The sequence below is a fragment of the Nitrospira sp. genome, assembly GCA_030692565.1.
GTDB lineage: Bacteria > Nitrospirota > Nitrospiria > Nitrospirales > Nitrospiraceae > Nitrospira_D.
In genome coordinates this window covers 24,503-45,988 of sequence record JAUYAO010000035.1, presented here as the reverse complement: position 1 = coordinate 45,988, position 21,486 = coordinate 24,503, and the positions used below count along the sequence as shown (strand labels likewise).

Below are 21,486 nucleotides of genomic sequence, written 5' to 3'. Positions count from 1 at the left end.
CAGCTCCTGCACGGACGGAGGGAGCAGTACCGGCTGATCGACGTCCCAGGATTTGAATGTTTTAGCCATGCCGCCTAGAAACCACAATGCCCGCTGCCTGTCCAGTCCAAAATGCACATTACTCGGACAGGCTCCTAGCCCGCCCATCTTTGTTGCCTCGGGCATCTATGCGAGCAGTCCTGATAGGCACCAGGGTGAATCCGAAGCACGCGGCTAACCAGATGACTGGGTCTTGACGTATCAGTTACCGACTCACGCGGCGTCTCAAGACCCCGCTCCACTCAGTGGCCATCAGACCCACGGTGAGGACCGCAAGCCCCATCGCGCACAACTGGACTGGGAGCGGAAGGGTTCCATGCAAGCTCAGCCCAAGCACCCACGCCAATCCCACTATGCCCAGGGAAATAAAGTGCGGCCATAGCGCGAAGGAGGCACGCGCAGGGGACGTCGTTTTGGGAGTCGTGATAAAAGGGAACTGGCGATTGACCAAGACGTCGGTAACGGCCGCCAATTGATACGGCCATTTCGCGAATTGCAGGAGGCCGGCTCGCCAATGAATCCCCTGCTCTGATTTCCTATTCAAGTAGAACCGCTGTCGATAGCGCTCCCAGACCCCCAACGTAACAACCATGAACCCGCCCCTGACCAGCGCTTCGGTGGTGGCCACAGCGGGAATGCTCCCGGATACCAGCATGAACGCCACTAGCATCATCGCAATAGGAATCACCATGCTCCTATGGACATAGTTCAATCCGTGCAAGGCGTTCAACAATGCGGAAGCCGGCGAGAGGTTCCTGGCCACGGCAGGCCCGATTCGTAGCTTCACATCGAGGACAGAACGGGTCCACCGCCGTTGCTGATTGAGGTACGCCGGCCAGTCCGCCGGAGCCAGCCCTCGGGCCAATACCTCGGGAACATAGACGCCTTCCCACTCACGATTCTGGTACAGGAGCGTCAACAGCAGATCGTCGGCATCGTGCGCCGCGAACCCGCCGCACTCGCGCAACGCGCTGAGACGGTGTGTGGCGTGGCACCCGATGATGAGCGGGAACCCTTTCCCATGACAGGCCATTTGCACGAGCGAGTAGAACTCATAGGTTTCTTCAGCCGCCCCTCTGGCGATAAAGCTCGCCTCTTGATTGCCATACACCTGCGGAGCCTGCACATATCCCACTCTTGCATCATCGAAATACCCGAGAACTTTGGCGAGATACCCACGATCGGGCACGTGATCGGGATCAAAGGCCGTCAAGATCTCGTATCGATCGAATCCGATCGCATGGAGCCAGGCATTATAGTTTCCGTGCTTGGAGGCTTTCCGAAACATGCCGACCTCGGCCTGATAGCGCGGGAACGACTTGCGGCTGAAATGATGGACGCCCAGCGCGGCGCAGACCTGCTTAACCCGCTCGTCATCTCCCTCATCCAGGACCCACGTGTCGTGAGGATAATCGAGGTTCACCAAGGCCTTCAGGGTCTGTTCCAGCAAATCCAATGGCTCAATCCCCGGCACATATGTGGTCACGACCGCAACCTTCCAGCCCGGTCTCGGCAAGACAGCTCTTGGCCGCTTCATGCTGGGAAGAATCAGCCATCGTCCGAGATGGTTGAGGAGAAGCACCGCGAGGAGCCCGGAGCAGACCGTCATGACAAAAGGATGTTCTCCCCAGGCCTGGAGTTGGAACCAGAGAAAGAGAAACGCTGCGATGGCAGCCGCTCCCGACCCCGTCAACAGCCAGTAGACGAAACGGTCTCCCGGCTGGAGAACGTGGTCGCTTACCACTCTGGTCGGGAGACTGCTTACGTCAGACCGCACCATATTCTATCTGCCTCTCTCGTTTTCACCGAACGGGCGGAGCTGATCCGCATCGGTGCTCCGCCAGGTCTGGCGCGCTCCTGCCCGAACCACGAGGCCGCGATAGGCCCCCACGCCACACACGGTACGCAGCCACAGACGGCCCAGGACCCTCCAATAGCCCCATCCCACCTGGGCCAGCTTGAACGAGGACATGCCCATATCCGGCGTGCGATTGATCCAGGAAATCGGAACCTCCTTCACCTGATAGCCCATCAGCAGAGGTTGCAACCCAGTCTCCGCATTCACCGCGAACCAGGGCTCCACAAGGCAGAGCTGCTCCACGACTTCGCGGCGAAGCAGCTTCAGATTATTGGTGAGGTCGCGGAAACGGCGGAGCAAGAGAACCTGCGCGATCAGATGAAACCCCCGGTTGGCGACGATCTTCCCGAATGGATAGTTCAGCAGGACACTATGTCGGGAGAATCGGCTCCCGACGACCACGTCATACCCTTTCACAGCCTCATCGAACAGATCCGCTATTTCCGGCAACAGATGTTGAAAATCGCAATCCATGGTGAGGACGTAGCGTCCCGTGGCCGCCCGGTAACCATCGGATAAGGCCCGGCCGACTCCGTTCGGACCTGCCCGCGAAACCAGCCGTATCCGGCCGTCGACGGCCGCCATCCGCTTGATGACCGCGGCCGTTTCATCCTTACTGTTGTCGTCGACGAGGATGATTTCCTGCAGGTAGTCGTCATAATGACGGCACAGCCCCGCCACAAGCGGCTCGACATTCATCTCTTCGTTGAAGCAGGGCACGACCACCGAGACCGATCGCCGAAGCGCCTGATGCTCGGCCAGCGACACCGCCGGTCGCTCAACCACACGGGGCGGCTTTTGAGCATGGACCAGAATCGATCCCGCGAGCGTACGAATGCCCGGCGCATTTTCCAGAATGATCGAAAGATTGCGAAAGAACCAGACAAGCCGTGGGGAGAGGGGCGCAAAGACGAAATCGTTGAAGACGGCAAAGACTCGAATAAAGCCTACTTCAGAGATAAGTTCATACAATCGTCCCCGGCTCAACAGGGAGCGAGGATCGGACCGACCACGCAGCGTGGCAAAGAGGCGTCGAAGTTTCAACACCACATTCCATGGGTTGCTTTCGTAAAACACCACCTGCCCGCCGGGCTTTAACAGCCCGTACACCTCTTGCAGCAGGGCAGCACAGTTGCGTTGGTCGAGGATATCCATCGCAACGACAAAATCGAATCGACGAGCTCCCAGCATCCCAGGGAAAGACTCGGCCCCGATCAACTCCGTCGATCCTGGCCAGTCCACCGGCTTCTCGGAGGAGGACCCGAATGTCACCGCAGTGAGGGGATTTCTACCGTGGGTCACCTGTACGAGCTGCCGCGTAAAGAGGCCCTGGCCGCATCCCAATTCAAGGATGGTTTGCCCAGGCAGGAGATGAACCAGATGCCGGAAGGACTGTGCGCGCCACCGGAGCCGATCCTCCGCGATCGGATCCCGTTTCGCAAAATACTCATCCCGTGTCTTTTCACGAATGGCGAGAGTCTGGAGAAGCGATTGGCCTGTGATTCCCACTCTTGCTCCTCCTTGACGTAAGCGAATGTCCCGTGCTGGGATCATTTCGCGCAACCCATCTTAACGCCCCCGATCACATGCGTGGCCCGGCTGTCGAGAAACATTACGAACTCAAACCCCATGAGACCGCTCGACCAGGTCGTTCATGCGCTGCTACTTCGTTGTGACCTGTTCCGTTTTTTTCATGGACATCGCTGAGATGAAGAGGGAAGAAAACATCGTCCCCCCTCCTATAATGATGAGAGTGGCGCCCAGCGATACCCATTCGGGACGCGAGAGCGGCAAAAATCCTGACTGTATCCACTCCCATACCAGGAAGGCGAGGAGCGCCATCCCGATGAGCAGGATGCCCCCGCCGAGCAAGAGCCCGGTCTCAAGGCGAAACCAGTCGTAGAACGCACCGAGTCCCTTATTGTTTCTGTCGAAGCGACGACTCCATGAATAGGTCTTGGCGTGCAGGCCCAAACTCACGACTTGAAATCCCACCACGCTGAAGATCGTGCCAAAAATTCCTGTCGCGGTCCCGAGGGGCTTCCCGTTGAACTGGATGAGACCGGCCAGGGAGACAACATGCGCGGCAACCCCAAGCGCCAGCGACAGGAGGCCCGGGAGGAAGAACACCTTGTTGGGACAATAAATCAACATCATACGGAGACTTCGCCAGCCGTCTCGAAAGGTCCGCAGCTTCGACTCCCCTTTTCGCTCAGCCAGCTGGATCGGCAACTCAGCCGTCTTCAAACCGGCCAAGCCCGCATTGATGGCCAGTTCGAGATTAAACTCCATACCGGGGCTGACCGGTTGGATCAGATCGTACGCCCGTCGACTAAAAGCGCGATAGCCGCAATAGACATCGGTGTAGGCGGTCTTGAACAACACATTCAGAATTCTCGTCAGCAAGGGATTCCCGAAGAATCGATGAAGAAAGGGAATCGTGGCATGCCCCCCTTCGAGATAGCGACTCCCGGTCACGAAATCGTGGCCCTCTTGTAGCTTATTGAGGAAGATGGGGATCATTGTAAAGTCATAGGTATCATCGGCATCGCCCATCACAAGGTACGTGCCCTTGGCGCTCGCAAACCCCTTCAAGTACGCATTCCCATATCCCCGTTCCGGCTGATGCACGACTCGGGCGCCCATGCTCTCGGCAATCGCCACAGATCGGTCCGTCGATCCATTGTCACAAACCACAATTTCGCCATCGAGCTGCGCCTTATCGAACGTGTCCCGGATTTTCTGGAGACAGGCACCGATGGCTGCCTCCTCATTGAGGCAGGGGAGTACGACGGAGACCAACGGAAGCGATTCACCCTTAGAAGTGCCGATCATGGTTGAGACTCCCAGGATACGGCCGACGAGATAGCCTTGCTCCTGACAAGGAATAACAAGTGATCATCGACCTTCGCGCGCAATTCAATCGCGACTGGTGCCGATACCAGCTCTGTGAGAAGCCAGGTGAGATTCCCGTGACGCCCACCGTTCAGATACACAAAGAACTTCGGGTGCGCCTCAAGATAGCGAGAAAAGTCTTCGATATGAAAACCAAACCACGGCCTGAGATCCAAAATCCCTCGATCGACCGTGTCATGCCCGAGATGCCGCAACGATGCTTGAGGATCTGCCAGATAAACCAGTCGGGACGACAGTTCACGGGGAGCATAGTGAGACAACATCATGAACGAATGAGCATCGGACACCACGACGGGCAAACTCGTAATCGATTCACGTCCGATCAACTCATAGACTTTCCCAAAGGACGCTTCCGTCGCACCTTGCAGGTTGCGAGCGGACAACAGGCCGAATCCCGCGCACGACAAAAGAAGAATCGCGACCCCCACAACAGCATGCCCTTGAAAGAGCCGCGCTATAGCCACGGCCACGAGCACACTGACTCCAAGCACAGCGGGCAAGGCATACCGAAACGTGAATGCCCCAGTCGTCAGCATGGTCGCCAGTACAGCGATGATCGGGAGTGCGACAAACCCTGCGGCCACCACACCTTCGTGGAGAGGGGCAAGAGAGTAACTGGCGGCAGCCTGAGGGCGCAACTTCCCTGAAAGCGAGAGGGAATAGAGCCCACTTAGAATCAAGACGGCCAGCGCCAGCAAGGGCGTCGGCATGAGCAGGGCTGAATAGGCATCCGGGAGCGACTGCAAACTCGGCCGAGCCCAAAACCCTTGGGAATAAGTTCTCGCTTGTTGAATGAGGGGCGCCAAGAACAGCAACGGGGATAACGCGCCCAGCATTGCATACCAGATCGGCCAATCTATACGACGTCGAACCGCTGAACGCACGAGCTCCCCGACTCCGAGCGGAATAAACACAAATACAGCATAGTAGTGGCTGCACACAGCGGCAGCCAGACTCGCCGCAAGCCCCGGGACGGAAAGTTTCCGGGATCGACCGGACGTTGCCTGTAGCCAGCACAGCCAGGCGAGGGAGGAAAAGGCCAACACCAATCCGTACGGCCTTGCTTCGTAGCTGTACAAATTCGCGCCCGTCACAAAGAGAAATACCATCGCGACGAATCCATACAATGCCTCAGTTTGGCGTGCAACGATGTGAAAGAGACAGAGCCCCGCCACCCACACCCCGATCACTTCCGGCAAACGCAGGGCCCATTCATTGATACCGAACAGGCCAAGCGACCAGCGAGTCAGCACGTAGAACGGGAATGGCGTCTGATCTGCCCCAGTGAGGAGCGCGGACCAGATACCGGAGAGCGTGGGTGCCTGGGCGATAAAGTACGTGAACAGTTCATCGTTCCACATGGGCTTGCGCGAGGCCAGCAGGCTTGTCGCCGTGAAATACACGAGCGAGACCGCCGCCAACAGCCACATCCTGCGCCGGTCGCACAGCCCTCGAAAAGCTTCCGCAGAGTCCTCGGCCCATTGCCAAGCTTTCACGAAAACCGGCGACGTTTCCGGCGCAATCATATCAGCCGACTTCATGACGCTCCTTTTCGCTGCGAGCGTTCTCAGGCATGAGAGGCAGCAATCCCGTCTCAGGCTGCACGATGACTGAGCCAGGACGAACGTGCTCATAAATTTCGAACGCCTGCTCATGTCGCGCTCCGGTTTCTGTCACGACGTCATCACTGTAGACGCGTTTCCAGCGATCAGGGAAACCCTCGACTACACTTTTCATAAAGCGTTTGCTATCAATGGCCAAGCCCTCGTCAAGAATCAGATAGGTGACCGGCACTGACTCCAAGAGTTGCACGGCCTTGATGGGGTCCGATTCAAACGGAGGCATCACGGTTTTGTTCCCCGTTCGAAGATAGACCCAATGGGGCATCGACACGGCAATGACGTCACTTCGCTTGGCATGCGCCATCACCCAATCAAGACCCGCATCTAACGCGCGGAAAGCATCCATATAGAAAAAGAGACGATAGGCGACTGTATTCCCTTGACGAGTGTCATAGCGCACGACTTGATGCCTCATGGCATATACCGCGCCAACTGTGATGACTTGTTGCCCAATGACTCCGGTAACAACCAAATAAACAACCGTACGGCTCACCACTTTCCATATTGCCGAACGGCCTTGCCGAAGCCAACAGAGCAGCCACATGATGGTGGTGCATAAGGACAGTGCCAGCAACGGGACGATCGGAATCAGATATCGACTAAATTGCCCTGGCCATGGTGTGAGGCACAGCATCAATAGATAACTCACCACACAAAGCGGGATGATGACGTGTCGTTGGGCGGCAAGAATGCCAGTCCCTAAAAGAACAAGCCCCCCCAGCGCAAATAATGGGATGTCAACAATCCAGGACGGCCCCAAATGCATTCCGGTTAGCCTATAGATCGTCTCCCACTCTATTTCCCACAGGCGTTTCGTTGAGCTCACGGATTCCCCTATGTATCTCGGCTCCACCATCACATTCTGGATGACCCGATTGATCCGATCCAAAACCGTTGAATACCCTAGCGCTGGATCAAAGGGGTCATTAAGCGAAACGTTTCTTGCGTAACTCACGTTGTAGAACATGTAATCGGCACGCTGATACGCATAGGCCGGATGCTCGTACTCCGTGCTGGTTTCAACTATATGAACATAGGAAAACCAAGCGACAACAGGGACTAATGACACCACGGCCCGAATGACAGCAGTCTTCCACTCCTTCTTCAAAAGGCCCTCAGCCACCCAGGTTGCAAGCAGCGCGATTCCTGCTGTGCGTGCCGCAAACGCCACAATGGCAAACGCACCCGCCAACCATTTCGAGGGCATTCGCCCTTCAGTCGGATGCACGAGCAGGAATCCGACCGTCAAGAGACCAAAAAGTACGTCTGGGAAACATAAGTCTGACAGCATGTACGTCTGGACACTCAACAGACAGATCGCACTCCCCCAAAAAGCATAATGCTTCGAGAGGTAATGCCGGAGCAGCCAATGGACTGCCATGATATACGCCGCAAATAGGACGAAGGACCAGAGTCGAAGCCAAGGGCCGACGACAAGCGGGTCGCTCGTCCCGAGGACGAGCTGATGCGCAGCAATGATCAGCGGAAGTAGCGGAGGGTACTGATTGGCCTGGATCTCGCCGGGCTCGTTGAGCAGCCGGTATCCCTTCCCCTCGGCGAGCGACGTCCCGAGCACATAGTACACGCCTCCATCCCATCGGAGATCGATCGGGCCCTGAAAGCGAGGGAGCCATAGGGCAAGGACCAGCAATCCGAGGATCGCATAGACCGGCCGCTCCTTACTCAGTTCCCGCCGCAACGGATGCCACATATTCTCCACGCTTGGCTTCACCAGAGGCCCTGGTTCACGCTACTTCTTGCGGGCATCCACCACCGCATTGTAAATCCGCCCAACCAGCCACCCGATCGCCCCTCCCGTGATGGCTCCATATAGCAATCCGACAAATGCACCTGGCCAACTCACGGAATACCCGACAAAATAGTTCGAAAGCAGCTGAAGATGCTGCCCCGCCTGAGGACCATCTTTAATGACCAGCCACGCCGTCATCGTGAAGAGCCCCGCTCCCCCGATCAGCCCGCAAACCAACGCCAGCGCATCCGCCTTGATCTGCGCGAGAGTATGGCTCACTTCTTCTGTCTGCTTCACGTGCGGTTTCATCACAGCCACCGCCTTTCTTCTGAAATGGATTACATCTTGTCGAGAAGATGGCGCCGGTCATCCCGCTCTGCGCGCCACCGAACGAATTTTGCGTAGCCCGTAAGCGTCCAATTTCTGAGTCCGGCCGCAAGTGCCCCCACTACAAACCCCAACAGCCCTGCTTCGACTAACCCGATCACCGCGCCTGCCCACGTGACTTCAAACCCGAACAGGTAGTTCCCGAGCAACGACAAGTTTGGACCAGGCGCAGCCCCGCCTCTCAGTAACAAGACGGCCGAGGCCATGAATATCCCGAAACTGCTCACCACGCCGACGGCTATCCCCAAGGCGAGCGGATCTATGTTCGCAAACGCGACTTCGATCACGACGTCTTCAGCTTCCCCTACCGCCTCATCGACCGAGACGGAGACTCGCGTCGGCACCAGCCGATCTCCGGCATTTGGCTGAGTCGCTCGTTCTTCTTCGTGATATTCCTTTTCTGTGTTGACTGCCCAGACATCGCGCTTGCCACCGAGAATGTTCCCGGCCGCATACACACCGGTCAGCATGGAGTGGTCTTGATTGTTATAGCGATGCAATCCGTTTCGCCCGATGGTCTGCAGATTCGAGAAGGTCTCCAGATAGCGACGGATCGTGGCGACACTGTCTTGATACGTCTGGTCGTAGACCGGATAGGCCTTCTCCATCCGCACGACCGTCCCGTCTTTGACTTCCCGCGGATCGATGAGGCCGATTTGCGCGCATTCGCGAATGCCCAGTTCAATGAGGCGCTCATCCGACCACGTCCACATATCATCCGTATCCCACAAGAAATATTCCAATCCCAGTGAGGTCCGTGAGGCGTCCGGTACCATATAGGGACTCCAGTTTTTGTAATTCTGAATCCGCCCGAGCTTGACCTCCGGCGAATGCACGTAGAGCCAATTGTCGGGGAAGACGGACTCGCGATCGATGACCAGTACTACCGTCAGGTAATCCCGGTAACGGAGAGCTTGTGCGGCTTTGAGCACATCCTCCGGCGGCAAAGGATCCAGGGCCTGCACCAGTTCCCGTAGCGGCATGGTCGACACGAAGTGCCGACCATCATACTCCAGCGACTCACCGGCCGCGCCTTGCCCCTGAACACAGTCAACCACACCGTGACGATGCCTGACACGTTCCACTTTCACGCCTTGGATCGTCTGAGAGCCCTGACTTTCGATCAAACCGCGGCACCGTTCCCACATCAACCCCGGACCAAAGCGGGGATAGTGAAATTGCTCGATCAGAGAGGTCAATGTCGACCCGTCCATGCCCTGTTTGGCTCCGAACAGCGCATTCCGCACGGCTTGTTTCAGAGAGAGGTTCTTGATGCGTTGCGCCGCCCAGTCCGCTGAGATCTCGTGGCACGGAATTCCCCAGACCTTCTCTGTGTAGGTCTTGAAGAAAATGCTGTACAGCCGATACCCGAATCGGTTGGACACCCACTGCTCGAATGTTTTCTCATCCTGGATGTGGAAGAACTTGGCCTTGATGTAGCTGAGGCCGATCAGAAACGATTCCAACGGGCCGAGACCGGCCAGCGCATTCAGCGGTTTGAGAGGGTAGTCAAAGAAGTGTTGATTGTAATAGATGCGGGAGATGCGCGGACGCAGCAAGAACTCCTCTCCGAGAATTTCGTGCCACAGTTCATTGATAAGGGGGACTTTGGAGAAGAATCGATGTCCGCCGATATCAAACCGATACCCGCGATAGTTGACGGTTTTCGAGATTCCCCCGACCTGATCGCTCGCCTCGAGCACGGTAGACGTCATGCCCCGCTTGCCCAACTCGTAGGCGGCCGTGAGCCCTGCCGGCCCTGCCCCGATGATAATAGAAGACTCTTGGCTCATTCGCGTTTCTCCACTCGTGATCTTGCGCGTCGTGCGTCTTGCGTGACCAGGGAAGCAGGCCCCCTAAGCTCCCCTTCACCCTTTGCGAAATAACACACCGTCCCGACGGCGAAGGCGACTCCGCTATACAGAAAATACAACCAGTGCCACGGGACGGTTTGCGCAGCGAATCGGAGCCCTCGCTTCTCCAGGAAAAACCGGTAGAGCCGGGCATTGAGGGAAAAGAGCATCACCCCCATCATGGCAGCCCCGACCAAGAAAAGCGGCTGCCAGGGAGACAGCATGAGTGCGCCGAGAAGTCCAGCTGCCAACATCACGCTCACGCGCCCGGAGATGCCGATATTCAAATCGTTCACAAAGCCTTGATGCCGGTGAATCAGCTGTGTCCATGGCACGGCCCGCTGAAAAAAGTCAGCCTGGAGCATCGACCCGATCGTCCAGCGTTTCCAATGTTTGACCTGAATGGATTTACAGAGCCGAATCCTGTGACCGGCTCGTGTGAGGCGGTAGCCCAATTCAATATCTTCGATGGAGGGCTTGCGATACGTTTCATCGAATCCGCCCATCGCGAGAAAGACCTCCCGCCGGATCGCCCCGCAGGCGCCCCAAAACGTTGAGGCCTCCTCCCGGCCATTCTGATGGACGTAATGGTGCAGGAGATTCCTGTACTGTGAAAGAAAATTCGCTTCCCCCGGTTGATCGTCATAGGACCCGATCATGGCAGCTATCTCAGGATGCCGAGCAAAGATGTCCCTTACCTGCTCAATCGCCTTCTCAGGCACGGTTACGTCTGCATCGATGAAGAAGAGCAGATCCGAGGTTGCCTTCGATGCGCCGAGATTCCTGGCGCGACCGGGCCCTCCCGGTTGGGGAAAGCGATACAGGGTCACGCCGGCCGCCTCTGCGTACTGCGAGGACCCGTCGGTATCCCCATCGCCGATTACGATGAGTTCATCCGGCGGAGGCACCGTCTGCCTGATCGATTTCAAGCTCGCATGAAATCGCTCGCCCCCGTTGTAGACAGGCACGATGACCGCAACGGTTAAAGGCGAAGCTGATACTCTGGCATTCATTATCCTGGTGGCCCCTTTGGCTCAGCGCGCAGAGATACATGCGCAGTGACACACTGCGGGGTTTTGCCCCTCCGCCGGTCAGGAGCCCCGTTAAGAAGTTAGCTCGAAGGGTAGAGGAAGAAGGCCCAGACAACAAGCCCACCTTTGGTACTGAAGAAACCGGCTCCCAGGGAGGGCCCTTACCCCGCTTCACAGCCTGAGAAGCGGGAATACAATTGGTTACTTTCCGCCCTCACGTCAATTCCCTCGCGAAGCTTCCTTGGAAGAACCTTTCTGAGCAACGCCTGCTTGCTTGCCCATCAGCGAGAGACACAGCAGCCCGATCCCGATCCACACCAACTCGCGGAATCGTCGCAGCAGTGCAAAGGTAATCCCTGTGACATCGGAATAGCCGAAGGCTTGGAGCAACAGCAGATTGCCGCCATCCTGCGCACCCAGGCTGCCGGGAATGAAGAACGTCCCGCCTTTGATGAAACCGGAGAGGGCTCCGATCGAGATTGCCGACCATACATCGGCGGGGCCTCCGAGGAAGTAGATGATGACGAACACTTCCAGCGCCTCAGCCAACCACCCCAGGAAGTACAAACCAGTGGACGCATAGAACGCCGCCTGGTGCCGGGTATAGAAATTCAGAATCGTCTGATCAAGCGCCCGCAGCTTGTCTTCCCGTGCTTCAAGAAAGCCGATCCGCACACCGAACTTCCGCAGCGTCTCCAGGATCCAGGTAAAGAGGCCGCGCCGTTGCACGAACACAAACGCCATGGTTCCGAAGGCCAACAGCCCGATGCTCAGCAACCCTGCCGCCACGATTTGCCCCGACGAACCCTGCGCGCCCAATATCCAGAAGCCCAACGCAATTCCTAAGAGAATGAACAACACCTGAGCGATGGTCATGGTCGTCTTGGCAATGACGACGGAGGCCAACCCTTCCACTATCGGCACGCCGGACTTCTGCAGCAAGTACGCTTTGAGCGGCTCGCCGCCGACATAGGCTGTCGGCGTCGTCATGTTCACCACTTCACCGGCCGTGCGAACGGCAAAAACCCGCAGAAACGAGACCGGCCGGCCGGCCTGACCAAGCGTGACCTTCCACCCATAGGCATCGACGGCATACATGACGAGGGAGGGAATGAGGATCACGCACAACGCCACCGGCCCGAGCCTGGTCGCGGCGTCATAGATATTCCCGGGACCGATGTGCCAGACGATGAGACTGAGCGTGAGGAACCCGACGAGCAGGAGGATGACTCTCAGCACGTGGATCGAGTCCTATCTTCGGGATGCTCAAAACTGTCGACGGTTCTCACCCACCCCTCCCTCGGCGCGCCGAGGCGCGCCTTCTCCGCGTCCGAGGCCGCAGGATACGCAGCCCCCGAAGAGGTACATACCAAGCTTCGCTTGAGCCGCTCGCTTCGATCATATGCGAGCGGAGAGTTACTTTGCCTCAAGTAGCCTCCTACGTACAGTGAGGGGAATGAGCAACCGAGAACGAAGCTGGGGGCAGTTTTCAGCATCCCGCTACGCACGAGATCTTGCTGACGGACGAATCACCCACAGCATCAGCGCAGTGAACACCAGGGAACCGGCTGAGGCCATCCAGAGAAACCAATCCAGCTTGCCCAACAATGCCGCGATCAGGACGATCACCGAAAAATCACGGCTGGCGACATTCTTCAGCATGAACTCGGACCAGGCCGCATGGACCGGCGCCTTCCACCCGCTCGCCGCTTTGATCTTCTGGGCCCGAGTCACCAACACAAAGGACGAGGCGTTCCCGAGCACGGCAGCCGCACCCAACGCGAGCGGAATCCAGGCCTCGGCCTGCCCGGCAGTCTGTTGGTACGCCCCCACGGCAATCCCGGCGAAGATGGCCATATGCACGACGTTGTCCATCGCGATATCAAGCCAGGCGCCGAACGCAGACTCAGTAAACGTGAGACGGGCCACTTCACCATCGCAACAATCGATCACCGCCGCAAATTGAAACAGCAACGCCGCCACGACGGCCGCCTGATAGGTCCCGATTCCGAATCCCACGGCAGCCAGGATCCCCACGATTGTGGCCACCATGGTAATGGCATTAGGCGAGGCTCCCACCGCCAGAAAGAACCGAGTGAACCAGCGGGATACCTTGCGATTGAAGTAGCGATCGACGAATCCCTCGAACTCGCCCTTGAGCGAGGAGAACAGCTTCCGTTCAGCCGCCGGGACCTCGGCCTGCGTCCGCACATCCTGGTACCACTGGGAGGGATGCCCGTCCGTTCGCAGAACCCTCACCCGTCCATCAATCGCCGCCCGTTCAAGCCATCGCCTGATCGGCAGGGCGCCGGGAGGTGTTTGGGTATCCTGCGCCGCGGCCATCAGGCTGGCCGGCAGGACCAGCAAATCCGCCGCAACCAGCGGCGCATCTTCGGCCCGGGACGATCCGAGGGCGAGAAGCCGCTCGGCCTGCACTTTGACCGAAACCCGTCGATCTCCCGCTGCCCGCTGCGCAACCGGGTGCGCGACCAGAATCGCCTGTCCCTCCTGCACCTCGCGGCGCAGACTTTCGATCAAGGCCCGCGAGAACATCCCTCGCGCGCTCGCGACGAGACAGAACCCGGTGACTTCCGCCGCCATCGCCTCCCAGGTGCGCGGATCGTCGAGCGGAAACTCCCTGATCGGCATCCACCGCACAGGAATCGTCACGCGCGGCCCCCGGCCTAACGCCTGCTTGAGCTGGTCTTCTTCCGGACCGGCGAGCACGATCAATTGCCGAATGCCGGCCCGTTGCAGCGTGAGCACAGCGCGCTGAAACAGCCCAATCCCCACAACCTGCGTCAGAGGGCCGGCACTGCCCGGTACACGATCAGGGGATTCGCCGAAGACACTGACGGAAGGCAAGAGAATGGCGGTCGCCAGTCCCTGAACTTCCGCGCGATGCTGGATGAGACTTTCACTCATATCTGAACCCCGTCAACGGTCAATCGTCACTCGTCAACCGATACACACGCCATTCTGAACTTCACTGCGATTGACGCATGACGAATGACGTCTGTCCGTCACAGCCTCGGCAGGATCTCGCGCTCGGCTTTCGTCACATCGTCGGGGAAATCGATCTCGGTCCACGGCAGGCCGCCGATCTTTTCATGGCCAACCTTCACGTCGCGGAAAAAGCCGATCAGCGCGTCTTCATACTCCATCTGCCAGGCTTCCCGATCGACAAATCTCCGGAGCGACGCGACGAGATGCGGCGAATCGGCATGCCGCACCTTGAGAAACCCCACGCCTTCACCGGCATACTCATACCGCGGCGGCATGGTTTTCGTCAGCGCGATCACCCGCCCGCCTTCGACCACGACCATACATTCTTCGCCGGTCTGTTTCACCGATTCATCCATCAGCAACGCATTCTCGTAAAGCGAACTCACCAGCCGCTGTAAAATTTCCCGATGAAAGAGCACATCCGCATCCATAACAATCGTGTCGTCGGTGAACGCAGTCCTGGCGATCCACAAAGACGAGATGCTGCCCCGATGGAACTGCTCGTTCACCAAAAAATTGACCCGGACGCCGCAGGCATCGGATTCGACGGCGGCGCGGATCATTTCCTGCTTGTAGCCGACGACAATGTCGGCTTGACGAACCCCCACACTCGACAAGAGCGTCAGATACCGGTGCAGCAGAGTCTGCTCGCCGATCTTGATGAGGCACTTCGGGTGATGCTGCGTGACGGGCCACAGCCGCTTGCCGACTCCTGCGGCCAGAATGATCGCCTTCATGCCGGTTTACAGGCCTGTTCGAAGGCGTCGAGAAATCCGGTCAACTGCGCCTCGGTCAGTGCGCCCATGTTGGCCACACGGAAAATCTTGTGTTCCAATTGTCCCTGCCCCGCATAGATGACATAGCCCTGCGCCTTGAGGCGATCGTGCAACTGGTCATAGGTCACGCCGTCGGGGAGCGAGTAAGCGGTAATGGTGTTCGACTGGCGCTCAGGCGTCAGCATCGGCTTGACCCCCAGCTTCGCCATGCGCGCGCGGATCAGAGTCGACGCCTTCTTGTAGCGCAGAATCCGGTTCGCCACGCCCTCTTCCAGCAACTCGCTCAGCGCTTCGTCAAAACCATAATACACCTGCACCGCCGGCGTGAAGGGAATCGTGCCGCGGCCTTGATCGTCGACATAATGTGTGAGGTGGAGATACCACGACCGTTTCGGATACTGGCGCATCCGCTCAAGAAACCCCTTGCGTACCAGGACGAACGACACGCCGGGAAAGCCCTGAATGCATTTGCCGGCCGTGCCAGCCACCATATAAATGTGCGACCCGGCGATATCGATGGTTTCTCCGCCCAGCCCGCTGACGGCATCGAGGATGAAGGCGCGGTTCTGACTGTCGACCACGTCGGCAATCTCTTTCACCGGATTGATCAGACCGGTGGTGGTTTCATGATGGACCATCGCCACCGCATGGACTTCAGGATGCTGCCGAAGGGCCAGCCGGAGACGCTCAGGATCCGGCCTGGCGGTCCAATCGTACTTAAGCTCAGACACACCCAACCGGTGCAAGCCGACCATCTGAGACAAGCGCTCGCCGTACACACCGTTATTCAGCACCAGCACCCGCTTGCCGTGGGGGATGGCGGACATCAGCGCGGACTCGACCGCCGCGGTGCCTGAGCCGGTGATGAGCACGGCGGCATACTCGGATTCCGCGCCGGGCACAAAAGCCTTCAGCAGTTTGCCTTGAATCCGGAGCAGCAACTCGGTGAACTCGGATTCACGATGGCAGATATCCGGCCGCAACAACGCCTGCCGCACCCGCTCGGACACATTGACCGGACCTGGATTGAGGAGAATCATTGTGTGAAGCCTTGTACTGCGCGACGCGGGAGGCGTAACACGCACGTCCGGAAATGTCTGACCCTATCACCTGTCACTCATTACCTACTTACTCAATGGCTTTCATAAACCGCTTCGTGATGTCCGGCGGCTCATGGAGCACCCGTCCGGCATCTTCGGCAAACTCATTGACCTTGATCAGCAACATGCTCGGCCCGTCCTTCTTCAGCATATCTTTGAATTCATAGACGAGATCTTCGCGGTCGAGCACGCGCTCCACATTCATATAGCCGGCCGCTTTGGCCACCTTCTCCAGCGGCACCACGTTCGAAATCGTCGGCTGGTTGCCGGTGGTGCCATACACTTCGTTGTCGAACACCACATGAATGAAATTCTTCGGCTTCAACGCGCCGACCGTGGCGAGGGTCCCCATCCCCATCAGCACGTTGCCGTCGCCGTCGAAAGTGATGACTTGTTTGTTCGGCTTGGCCAACGCCACACCCAGTGCGATCGCCGGGGCATTTCCCATCGACCCGATCATATAGAAATGAGTCGGACGGTCGGCGATCTTGTGCGCTTCGCGTGACGGGAAGCCGTTGCAGATGATCACGGGCTGGTCGGTCAGCAATTCGAGAAGCGCGGCCAACGCCTGCGCCCGGCTGATCAGGGTTCCTTCTTCAGGTCTCATGGATGCAACCCTTTCACGACACCCTTGGTAATCACCAGCGCAACGGGAATGCGTTGCTTCATAAAGGTCTCGGCCACCCACTTGAAATCTTCGACGGCGGTTTTCTCGGTCAGCGTCCGGTGCGGAATCTTCATGGTGTCGAGAAACTGCGGCATCACCTCGCCCATCACCAGATGCTCCGGAGCATCCTTGCCCCCTTGGCCGCGCCAGGACACGATCAGAATGCAGGGCTGCCGGTAAATCATGTTCAACGAGATGAGCGTATTGAGAGAGGTGCCGAGCCCGGAATTCTGCATCAACACAGCAGGGATCTTCCCCGCCATATAGGCGCCGGCCGCCATTCCTACCGCTTCGTCTTCGCGCACCGCCGGCGTATAGAGCCGCCGCACCATCAGTTCCGCAATAATGCCGCCCAGGATCGAGTCAGGGACTCCGGTAAAGAAGTCGACTCCTATATCCTGCAAGGCCTGAACAAATGCATCACTTTCAATCATCTCGCTCCCGATCCTTTGTCGATGCCGTTGTGCTGAGCCCGCTGGGCACAGTCCCGTTCTAAAAGCCGGCGCATTATAAGACAGGGCTGCGCGCATTCTCAACAAAACATCCCGGTTGCGCCGACCCCGACGCCATGGTAGCGTGCGAGAATGGCTCGTGTTTCGGATCGTTCGCGACACCATGAGTAACCATTTGCTCCGGCGTCTTCTCCTCGGGCTTGTCTGTGTTTCCAGCGTGCTGCACACGTTGCCGGTGTCTGCCGTCCCGATGATCAACGATCCGAAAGGGTTTCAGAATCTTGCCTGGGGGAGCGTGCTGAAGGGACGCACAGATGTAGTCCCGTCACGGACCGGCCCCCATATCACCGAATATCGTTCCACGACCGGCCCCGCCACCTTCGCCGGGGCTGAAATGACCAGCATTCTCCTCCTGTCGGTTGATGATCAGTTCGCCCGCGTCACCATTCGCTACCAGGGCGAGCAGATCCATGCCCAGGTCATGCGATTCCTCGAAACGCAATTCGGGCCGTTGGAACGTATCCCCGGGCAGATGGCGCGGGGACTGAATCAGCAATATAATTGGCGTGGGCCGGAAACCGAGATCAATGTGACCTATCAAGCCAACACCGAACGCGGGTTCATCTTCATCGACAGCCGCACACTGGCGCCGCGATTCAACGACCATATTACGGACTCCGCTGAGTAAGGGAATCTGAAACACGATGATCCGCTTCCCCTTAGGCCTGACCACCCTGACCCTCGGGCTTCTATTCCAGTCGGCTCTGGCGCTGGCCGTCCCGATTCTCAACGATCCAAACGGGTTTGAAGGGCTGCCCTGGGAATCGGCGCTGACGGAAGGCGACCAGTTCGCCAAAGTCGAAGAAGCAGGGCGCTTGCTGTCGTATGAGCTGAAAACCGGAAAGCCGACGCTCGGAACGATTCCGGTCGAGGTCTTGCGCTACACAACTTTTGACGGGAAGTTCGGCCGCGTGCTGGTCCGCTACCAGGGCAAAGATACGCACGAACAGATCCTGACCTATCTGCAAACCCAATATGGTCCGCTCGATCGCACGCCGGGACAGATCTCGGTGGGCCCGATCCGCGTCTATGCCTGGCATGGCTTCGACACGGAAATTACGCTCCGGTACGAGTCACGAATCGAACGAGGGATCATCTTTTTCGAGAGCCGCATTCTGCGCGAAAAACTCTCGGAAGGAAATTCAGGAACGGTCTTCTAAGACCTGATTTATCTCTCGCCTCCGTACGGACGTTTCCCAAGATCGCTAAAACCGGCTTCATTTCATGGGATATAACCCCGCTCCCCATATCCATCAATCGTTGGCATTTCAACCAATACTCCTTCATGTTGTTCGATAGAGCCGGTGCTACTCACTCTGCTCCCCCCACTCAAAGAAGGGTATCACCCCCTCCACTCAGGGAATTTCAAGCATGCGCAAATCACGGTACAGTCAGACCACGAAACAGCCGACAAGGGTAGAATCATCACCACCTAGACATTGATCTGAGGGCAATATGAGCATGAGAAAGTCCTTCCCCGAGCCCCCGAAGCCGATGCGGCCGGCCTATTCCAGCCTCGACAAACGCTATACCGAACGACTCGCTATCAGCTGTAAAGTCCGATACAAGGGCGACATCCCTAGTCAGCCTCATGCCGGACAGGGGCTGACCAAAGATATCTCCGTATCGGGATGCAAGATCATCAGCGATCGCCCGGTCACTCGGGGAACCCTCCTCAGTCTTACTATTGATCTTCCCGATGGAGAGGGCCCGTTGTGCCTCACTTCAGCGCATGTTGTCTGGGTGTCGGGATGCCAGCTTTCCGTTCGATTCATGCAGCTCTCGCAAGACCAGCGGAAACGGCTGCAAGCCTGTATCTGGAAAAACATCTCGCATGCGACCGTTCACGATCAGCGGCCCCGATTCCGGCTAGTCTAAACTCCCTGCTCCACAGCGCCTTCGCAAGGCCTCGACGGTACATCACCGCCGGGGCCTTTGCCTATCAGGAACCGGCAGCGCCCTGCCCGAATGAGTCCTCAGGGGCCAGTTCCGGCCGGTCATGATCTCTCCCGCATCTTCACATTCCGACAATACCGACAGACCTGATGCGGGTTCAGCACCAATACTGACGCGGCTATCTGATATAGCCCCCCTTCAGGAGGGTCCCCTCACCCCCCGCCTAGGGGGCTGTCAAACGGCCTGCCTCGGGGTAGGGTTACACCATCAGGACAACGCAAACGGCCGCGAGAGGCCGGGAAGGAACCAGACCATGGAACACACCAAGACATACGCAGAGCAGGGCTCCCCGATGATCGCTCGGCACGAAACGGATGCCCGTCAGAACCTGCAAGCCTGCTATTCGGGAATGGATAACAGTCGGTTTGTCATTGGCGATGGAACCATCACCGCCGCCTCAGCCGACAGGATGCAGATCTATGGTGATTGCCCGGTAAAACCCGGGACGGAACTCGCCCTGATGGTCGCCATTCCTGACTCGGATGATCATCTCTACCTTGTGGGCGGACAGGTGTCATCATCCACATCGCACTCCTTCGAGATGGATCTCCGGCAAGTGCCTGAGGCAACCCGGCAGCAACTAGCAACCCTGGTGCAAAATCGCCGGGAGGCGCCGGCAGACTTCTGCTATGCGGTGTAGTCACGCCATAAGCCACAGACACGGGAACAGAAAGAGAGATCTCGCACAATGAGTTGGTGGAAATCAGATTCGACAACCTCGCCCTCACACACCGCCGGAGGCGGAGCCGAGCGCCGGCAGGATCCGCGGATCGGCGGGACCTTCAAGGTTCGATATTCGGGCGCGGACGGCCAAAAGATTGTGATGGGCCATGCGACCATCGTTGACTTAAGCCGCCGCGGCTTCGGCCTCACGGGCGCCCGGGGACTCAAACAGGGAATGGAACTCGCGCTCTTTCTCGAACTGCCCGAGGCTGAACGCCCTCTCTGCATCCCGCAAGTGCGGGTACTCTGGATGGATGGCCAACGCTGCGGCATGCAGCTCCCACCTCAGAAAATCGGGACGATGGATTGGATGGATGCCCTCCTTGACTGTCACTAGACCGCGACGCCCGTCACGGCGTGAAAGGATCCGGTTATGACACTGCACCCTGTCCCGAAGACACCAGGATTTTTCAATAGCCCCATGGCTGATCGACGCGGGATCAACCGCATCCCGCTCTCGTTCGGCCTGATGTATTCGGGCTCGAACGAAACCGACGTCATCATGGGCAATGGCACGGTTGTCGACATGTCGCGGGGAGGATTGGGGGTCCGGGGCAACCAACCGGTCACAGTCGACATGGATCTCACCCTGTTTCTCTCTCTGCCGGACAAGAAAGATCCGCTCTTCGTCATTCAGGCTCAGGTCGCGTGGGTCCACGAGCACCGGTTTGGTCTGAGACCCCAACCTATTCCGGCCACATCAGAGCCCCGCCTTCAGCGGTTTCTCCAGTCATTCTTTCACACAACTCGCACAAGCGGAAAAGCTTAACAGGAGTACCCACGATGTCTTCATCCACCGCGCAACAGAATCCGCCATCACGAGCAGACCAGCGACAGACCTATCGCATCACTGTAACCAGACGCCTGCAGTTTGCGCAGCGCCATAAGACCAGCCGGATCGGCAAGGCCCTCCTGCTCGACCTCTCTGATGTCGGATGCAGTCTCGAAAGCAACAGCCGTCTCACGGTGGGAGAGAGACTGGCCCTGGTCCTCGAACTTCCGCAGACGGTGCTGATTACGGATGCGCAGGTCGTGTGGATCGACAGGTCCCGGTACGGGCTGAGCTTTGCGCGCGTGAGTCCGCTCGAACGTTCACGCCTGCGCCGGTTTCTCTGGAAGCACCTCCCCGATGCCGCCATGAGCGATCTTCTCCCGCTCTTTGCTACGGTCGAAGAGCCGCACCATTCGCAAACACGCCTACAGATCCTGAGATAACGGCCCACTTCGATTCGAGCGATTGCTTGTCTTCCCCGTTCTGGCCGTGCTACCTTTTCGGTGAGTAATGACTCA

21 protein-coding genes are annotated in these 21,486 nt (G+C 58.1%); 7 read left to right on the top strand and 14 right to left on the bottom strand.

What is annotated here, in order from left to right:
• Positions 1–244: 244 nt before the first annotated feature.
• The 14 genes from Q8N04_09160 to Q8N04_09095 all read right to left on the bottom strand — a co-directional run bounded on the left by Q8N04_09160 (position 245) and on the right by Q8N04_09095 (position 17,439).
• A complete protein-coding gene (locus tag Q8N04_09160; GenBank protein ID MDP3090833.1) occupies positions 245–1,819 on the bottom strand; it encodes a glycosyltransferase in 1,575 nt (524 codons plus the stop codon).
• Positions 1,820–1,822: 3 nt separating this feature from the next.
• The gene (locus Q8N04_09155; protein MDP3090832.1) at positions 1,823–3,406 is read right to left on the bottom strand and encodes a glycosyltransferase; all 1,584 of its coding nucleotides are present in this window, start codon (positions 3,404–3,406) and stop codon (positions 1,823–1,825) included.
• A gap of 153 nt (positions 3,407–3,559) precedes the next feature.
• A complete protein-coding gene (locus Q8N04_09150) occupies positions 3,560–4,732 on the bottom strand; it encodes a glycosyltransferase family 2 protein (GenBank protein ID MDP3090831.1) in 1,173 nt (390 codons plus the stop codon).
• Positions 4,729–6,354: a glycosyltransferase family 39 protein gene (locus Q8N04_09145; protein MDP3090830.1), complete on the bottom strand. Its 1,626-nt coding sequence runs from the start codon at positions 6,352–6,354 to the stop codon at positions 4,729–4,731. The genes Q8N04_09150 and Q8N04_09145 overlap by 4 nt, the downstream gene beginning before the upstream one ends.
• Positions 6,341–8,146: a hypothetical protein gene (locus Q8N04_09140; GenBank protein MDP3090829.1), complete on the bottom strand. Its 1,806-nt coding sequence runs from the start codon at positions 8,144–8,146 to the stop codon at positions 6,341–6,343. The genes Q8N04_09145 and Q8N04_09140 overlap by 14 nt, the downstream gene beginning before the upstream one ends.
• Before the next feature lie 39 nt (positions 8,147–8,185).
• Complete coding sequence (locus tag Q8N04_09135; protein ID MDP3090828.1) at positions 8,186–8,494, bottom strand: hypothetical protein; 309 nt, start codon at positions 8,492–8,494, stop codon at positions 8,186–8,188.
• Positions 8,495–8,523: 29 nt separating this feature from the next.
• Positions 8,524–10,365: an NAD(P)/FAD-dependent oxidoreductase gene (locus Q8N04_09130; protein ID MDP3090827.1), complete on the bottom strand. Its 1,842-nt coding sequence runs from the start codon at positions 10,363–10,365 to the stop codon at positions 8,524–8,526.
• Positions 10,362–11,438, bottom strand: coding sequence for a glycosyltransferase family 2 protein (locus Q8N04_09125; GenBank protein MDP3090826.1), 1,077 nt, complete (start codon positions 11,436–11,438; stop codon positions 10,362–10,364). Before Q8N04_09125 ends, Q8N04_09130 begins: the two co-directional genes overlap by 4 nt.
• Positions 11,439–11,675: 237 nt before the next feature.
• Positions 11,676–12,695 (bottom strand): lysylphosphatidylglycerol synthase transmembrane domain-containing protein, encoded by a 1,020-nt coding sequence (locus Q8N04_09120; protein ID MDP3090825.1) that lies wholly within the window; start codon positions 12,693–12,695, stop codon positions 11,676–11,678.
• Between the two features lie 261 nt (positions 12,696–12,956).
• A complete protein-coding gene (locus Q8N04_09115) occupies positions 12,957–14,381 on the bottom strand; it encodes a CDP-alcohol phosphatidyltransferase family protein (protein ID MDP3090824.1) in 1,425 nt (474 codons plus the stop codon).
• 98 nt (positions 14,382–14,479) lie between these two features.
• Positions 14,480–15,199, bottom strand: coding sequence for a phosphocholine cytidylyltransferase family protein (locus tag Q8N04_09110; protein MDP3090823.1), 720 nt, complete (start codon positions 15,197–15,199; stop codon positions 14,480–14,482).
• Positions 15,196–16,278, bottom strand: a complete 1,083-nt coding sequence (locus tag Q8N04_09105; protein MDP3090822.1) for an alanine--glyoxylate aminotransferase family protein — start codon at positions 16,276–16,278, stop codon at positions 15,196–15,198. Before Q8N04_09105 ends, Q8N04_09110 begins: the two co-directional genes overlap by 4 nt.
• 88 nt (positions 16,279–16,366) lie before the next feature.
• Positions 16,367–16,945: a thiamine pyrophosphate-dependent enzyme gene (locus Q8N04_09100; protein ID MDP3090821.1), complete on the bottom strand. Its 579-nt coding sequence runs from the start codon at positions 16,943–16,945 to the stop codon at positions 16,367–16,369.
• Entirely contained in the window at positions 16,942–17,439 is a 498-nt protein-coding gene (locus tag Q8N04_09095; protein ID MDP3090820.1) for a thiamine pyrophosphate-binding protein, read from the bottom strand. Before Q8N04_09095 ends, Q8N04_09100 begins: the two co-directional genes overlap by 4 nt.
• A 181-nt stretch (positions 17,440–17,620) precedes the next feature.
• Between Q8N04_09095 and Q8N04_09090 the strand changes: the two genes are divergently transcribed.
• The 7 genes from Q8N04_09090 (at position 17,621) to Q8N04_09060 (ending at position 21,411) form a co-directional block, all read left to right on the top strand.
• Positions 17,621–18,145, top strand: coding sequence for a hypothetical protein (locus Q8N04_09090; protein ID MDP3090819.1), 525 nt, complete (start codon positions 17,621–17,623; stop codon positions 18,143–18,145).
• Between the two features lie 16 nt (positions 18,146–18,161).
• The gene (locus Q8N04_09085) at positions 18,162–18,677 is read left to right on the top strand and encodes a hypothetical protein (GenBank protein ID MDP3090818.1); all 516 of its coding nucleotides are present in this window, start codon (positions 18,162–18,164) and stop codon (positions 18,675–18,677) included.
• Positions 18,678–18,972: 295 nt separating this feature from the next.
• On the top strand, positions 18,973–19,395 hold the full coding sequence (locus Q8N04_09080) for a PilZ domain-containing protein (GenBank protein ID MDP3090817.1): 423 nt from the start codon (positions 18,973–18,975) through the stop codon (positions 19,393–19,395).
• Positions 19,396–19,726: 331 nt separating this feature from the next.
• Positions 19,727–20,113, top strand: coding sequence for a hypothetical protein (locus Q8N04_09075; protein ID MDP3090816.1), 387 nt, complete (start codon positions 19,727–19,729; stop codon positions 20,111–20,113).
• Between the two features lie 48 nt (positions 20,114–20,161).
• Positions 20,162–20,533, top strand: a complete 372-nt coding sequence (locus Q8N04_09070; protein ID MDP3090815.1) for a PilZ domain-containing protein — start codon at positions 20,162–20,164, stop codon at positions 20,531–20,533.
• A gap of 36 nt (positions 20,534–20,569) precedes the next feature.
• Positions 20,570–20,965, top strand: a complete 396-nt coding sequence (locus Q8N04_09065) for a PilZ domain-containing protein (GenBank protein ID MDP3090814.1) — start codon at positions 20,570–20,572, stop codon at positions 20,963–20,965.
• 14 nt (positions 20,966–20,979) lie between these two features.
• The gene (locus Q8N04_09060) at positions 20,980–21,411 is read left to right on the top strand and encodes a PilZ domain-containing protein (GenBank protein ID MDP3090813.1); all 432 of its coding nucleotides are present in this window, start codon (positions 20,980–20,982) and stop codon (positions 21,409–21,411) included.
• Positions 21,412–21,486: the final 75 nt, after the last annotated feature.

Bases quoted from the DNA above. Each gene is read 5' to 3' on its own strand.
- Q8N04_09090 (MDP3090819.1), top strand. From the start codon at position 17,621: ATGAGTAACCATTTGCTCCGGCGTCTTCTCCTCGGGCTTGTCTGTGTT.
- Q8N04_09080 (MDP3090817.1), top strand. From the start codon at position 18,973: ATGAGCATGAGAAAGTCCTTCCCCGAGCCCCCGAAGCCGATGCGGCCG.
- Q8N04_09065 (MDP3090814.1), top strand. From the start codon at position 20,570: ATGACACTGCACCCTGTCCCGAAGACACCAGGATTTTTCAATAGCCCC.
- Q8N04_09115 (MDP3090824.1), bottom strand. From the start codon at position 14,381: ATGAGTGAAAGTCTCATCCAGCATCGCGCGGAAGTTCAGGGACTGGCG.
- Q8N04_09150 (MDP3090831.1), bottom strand. From the start codon at position 4,732: ATGATCGGCACTTCTAAGGGTGAATCGCTTCCGTTGGTCTCCGTCGTA.
- Q8N04_09105 (MDP3090822.1), bottom strand. From the start codon at position 16,278: ATGATTCTCCTCAATCCAGGTCCGGTCAATGTGTCCGAGCGGGTGCGG.
- Q8N04_09145 (MDP3090830.1), bottom strand. From the start codon at position 6,354: ATGAAGTCGGCTGATATGATTGCGCCGGAAACGTCGCCGGTTTTCGTG.
- Q8N04_09125 (MDP3090826.1), bottom strand. From the start codon at position 11,438: ATGAATGCCAGAGTATCAGCTTCGCCTTTAACCGTTGCGGTCATCGTG.
- Q8N04_09100 (MDP3090821.1), bottom strand. From the start codon at position 16,945: ATGAGACCTGAAGAAGGAACCCTGATCAGCCGGGCGCAGGCGTTGGCC.
- Q8N04_09160 (MDP3090833.1), bottom strand. From the start codon at position 1,819: ATGGTGCGGTCTGACGTAAGCAGTCTCCCGACCAGAGTGGTAAGCGAC.
- Q8N04_09085 (MDP3090818.1), top strand. From the start codon at position 18,162: ATGATCCGCTTCCCCTTAGGCCTGACCACCCTGACCCTCGGGCTTCTA.
- Q8N04_09060 (MDP3090813.1), top strand. From the start codon at position 20,980: ATGTCTTCATCCACCGCGCAACAGAATCCGCCATCACGAGCAGACCAG.
- Q8N04_09070 (MDP3090815.1), top strand. From the start codon at position 20,162: ATGAGTTGGTGGAAATCAGATTCGACAACCTCGCCCTCACACACCGCC.
- Q8N04_09095 (MDP3090820.1), bottom strand. From the start codon at position 17,439: ATGATTGAAAGTGATGCATTTGTTCAGGCCTTGCAGGATATAGGAGTC.
- Q8N04_09140 (MDP3090829.1), bottom strand. From the start codon at position 8,146: ATGTGGCATCCGTTGCGGCGGGAACTGAGTAAGGAGCGGCCGGTCTAT.
- Q8N04_09130 (MDP3090827.1), bottom strand. From the start codon at position 10,365: ATGAGCCAAGAGTCTTCTATTATCATCGGGGCAGGGCCGGCAGGGCTC.
- Q8N04_09110 (MDP3090823.1), bottom strand. From the start codon at position 15,199: ATGAAGGCGATCATTCTGGCCGCAGGAGTCGGCAAGCGGCTGTGGCCC.
- Q8N04_09075 (MDP3090816.1), top strand. From the start codon at position 19,727: ATGGAACACACCAAGACATACGCAGAGCAGGGCTCCCCGATGATCGCT.
- Q8N04_09135 (MDP3090828.1), bottom strand. From the start codon at position 8,494: ATGAAACCGCACGTGAAGCAGACAGAAGAAGTGAGCCATACTCTCGCG.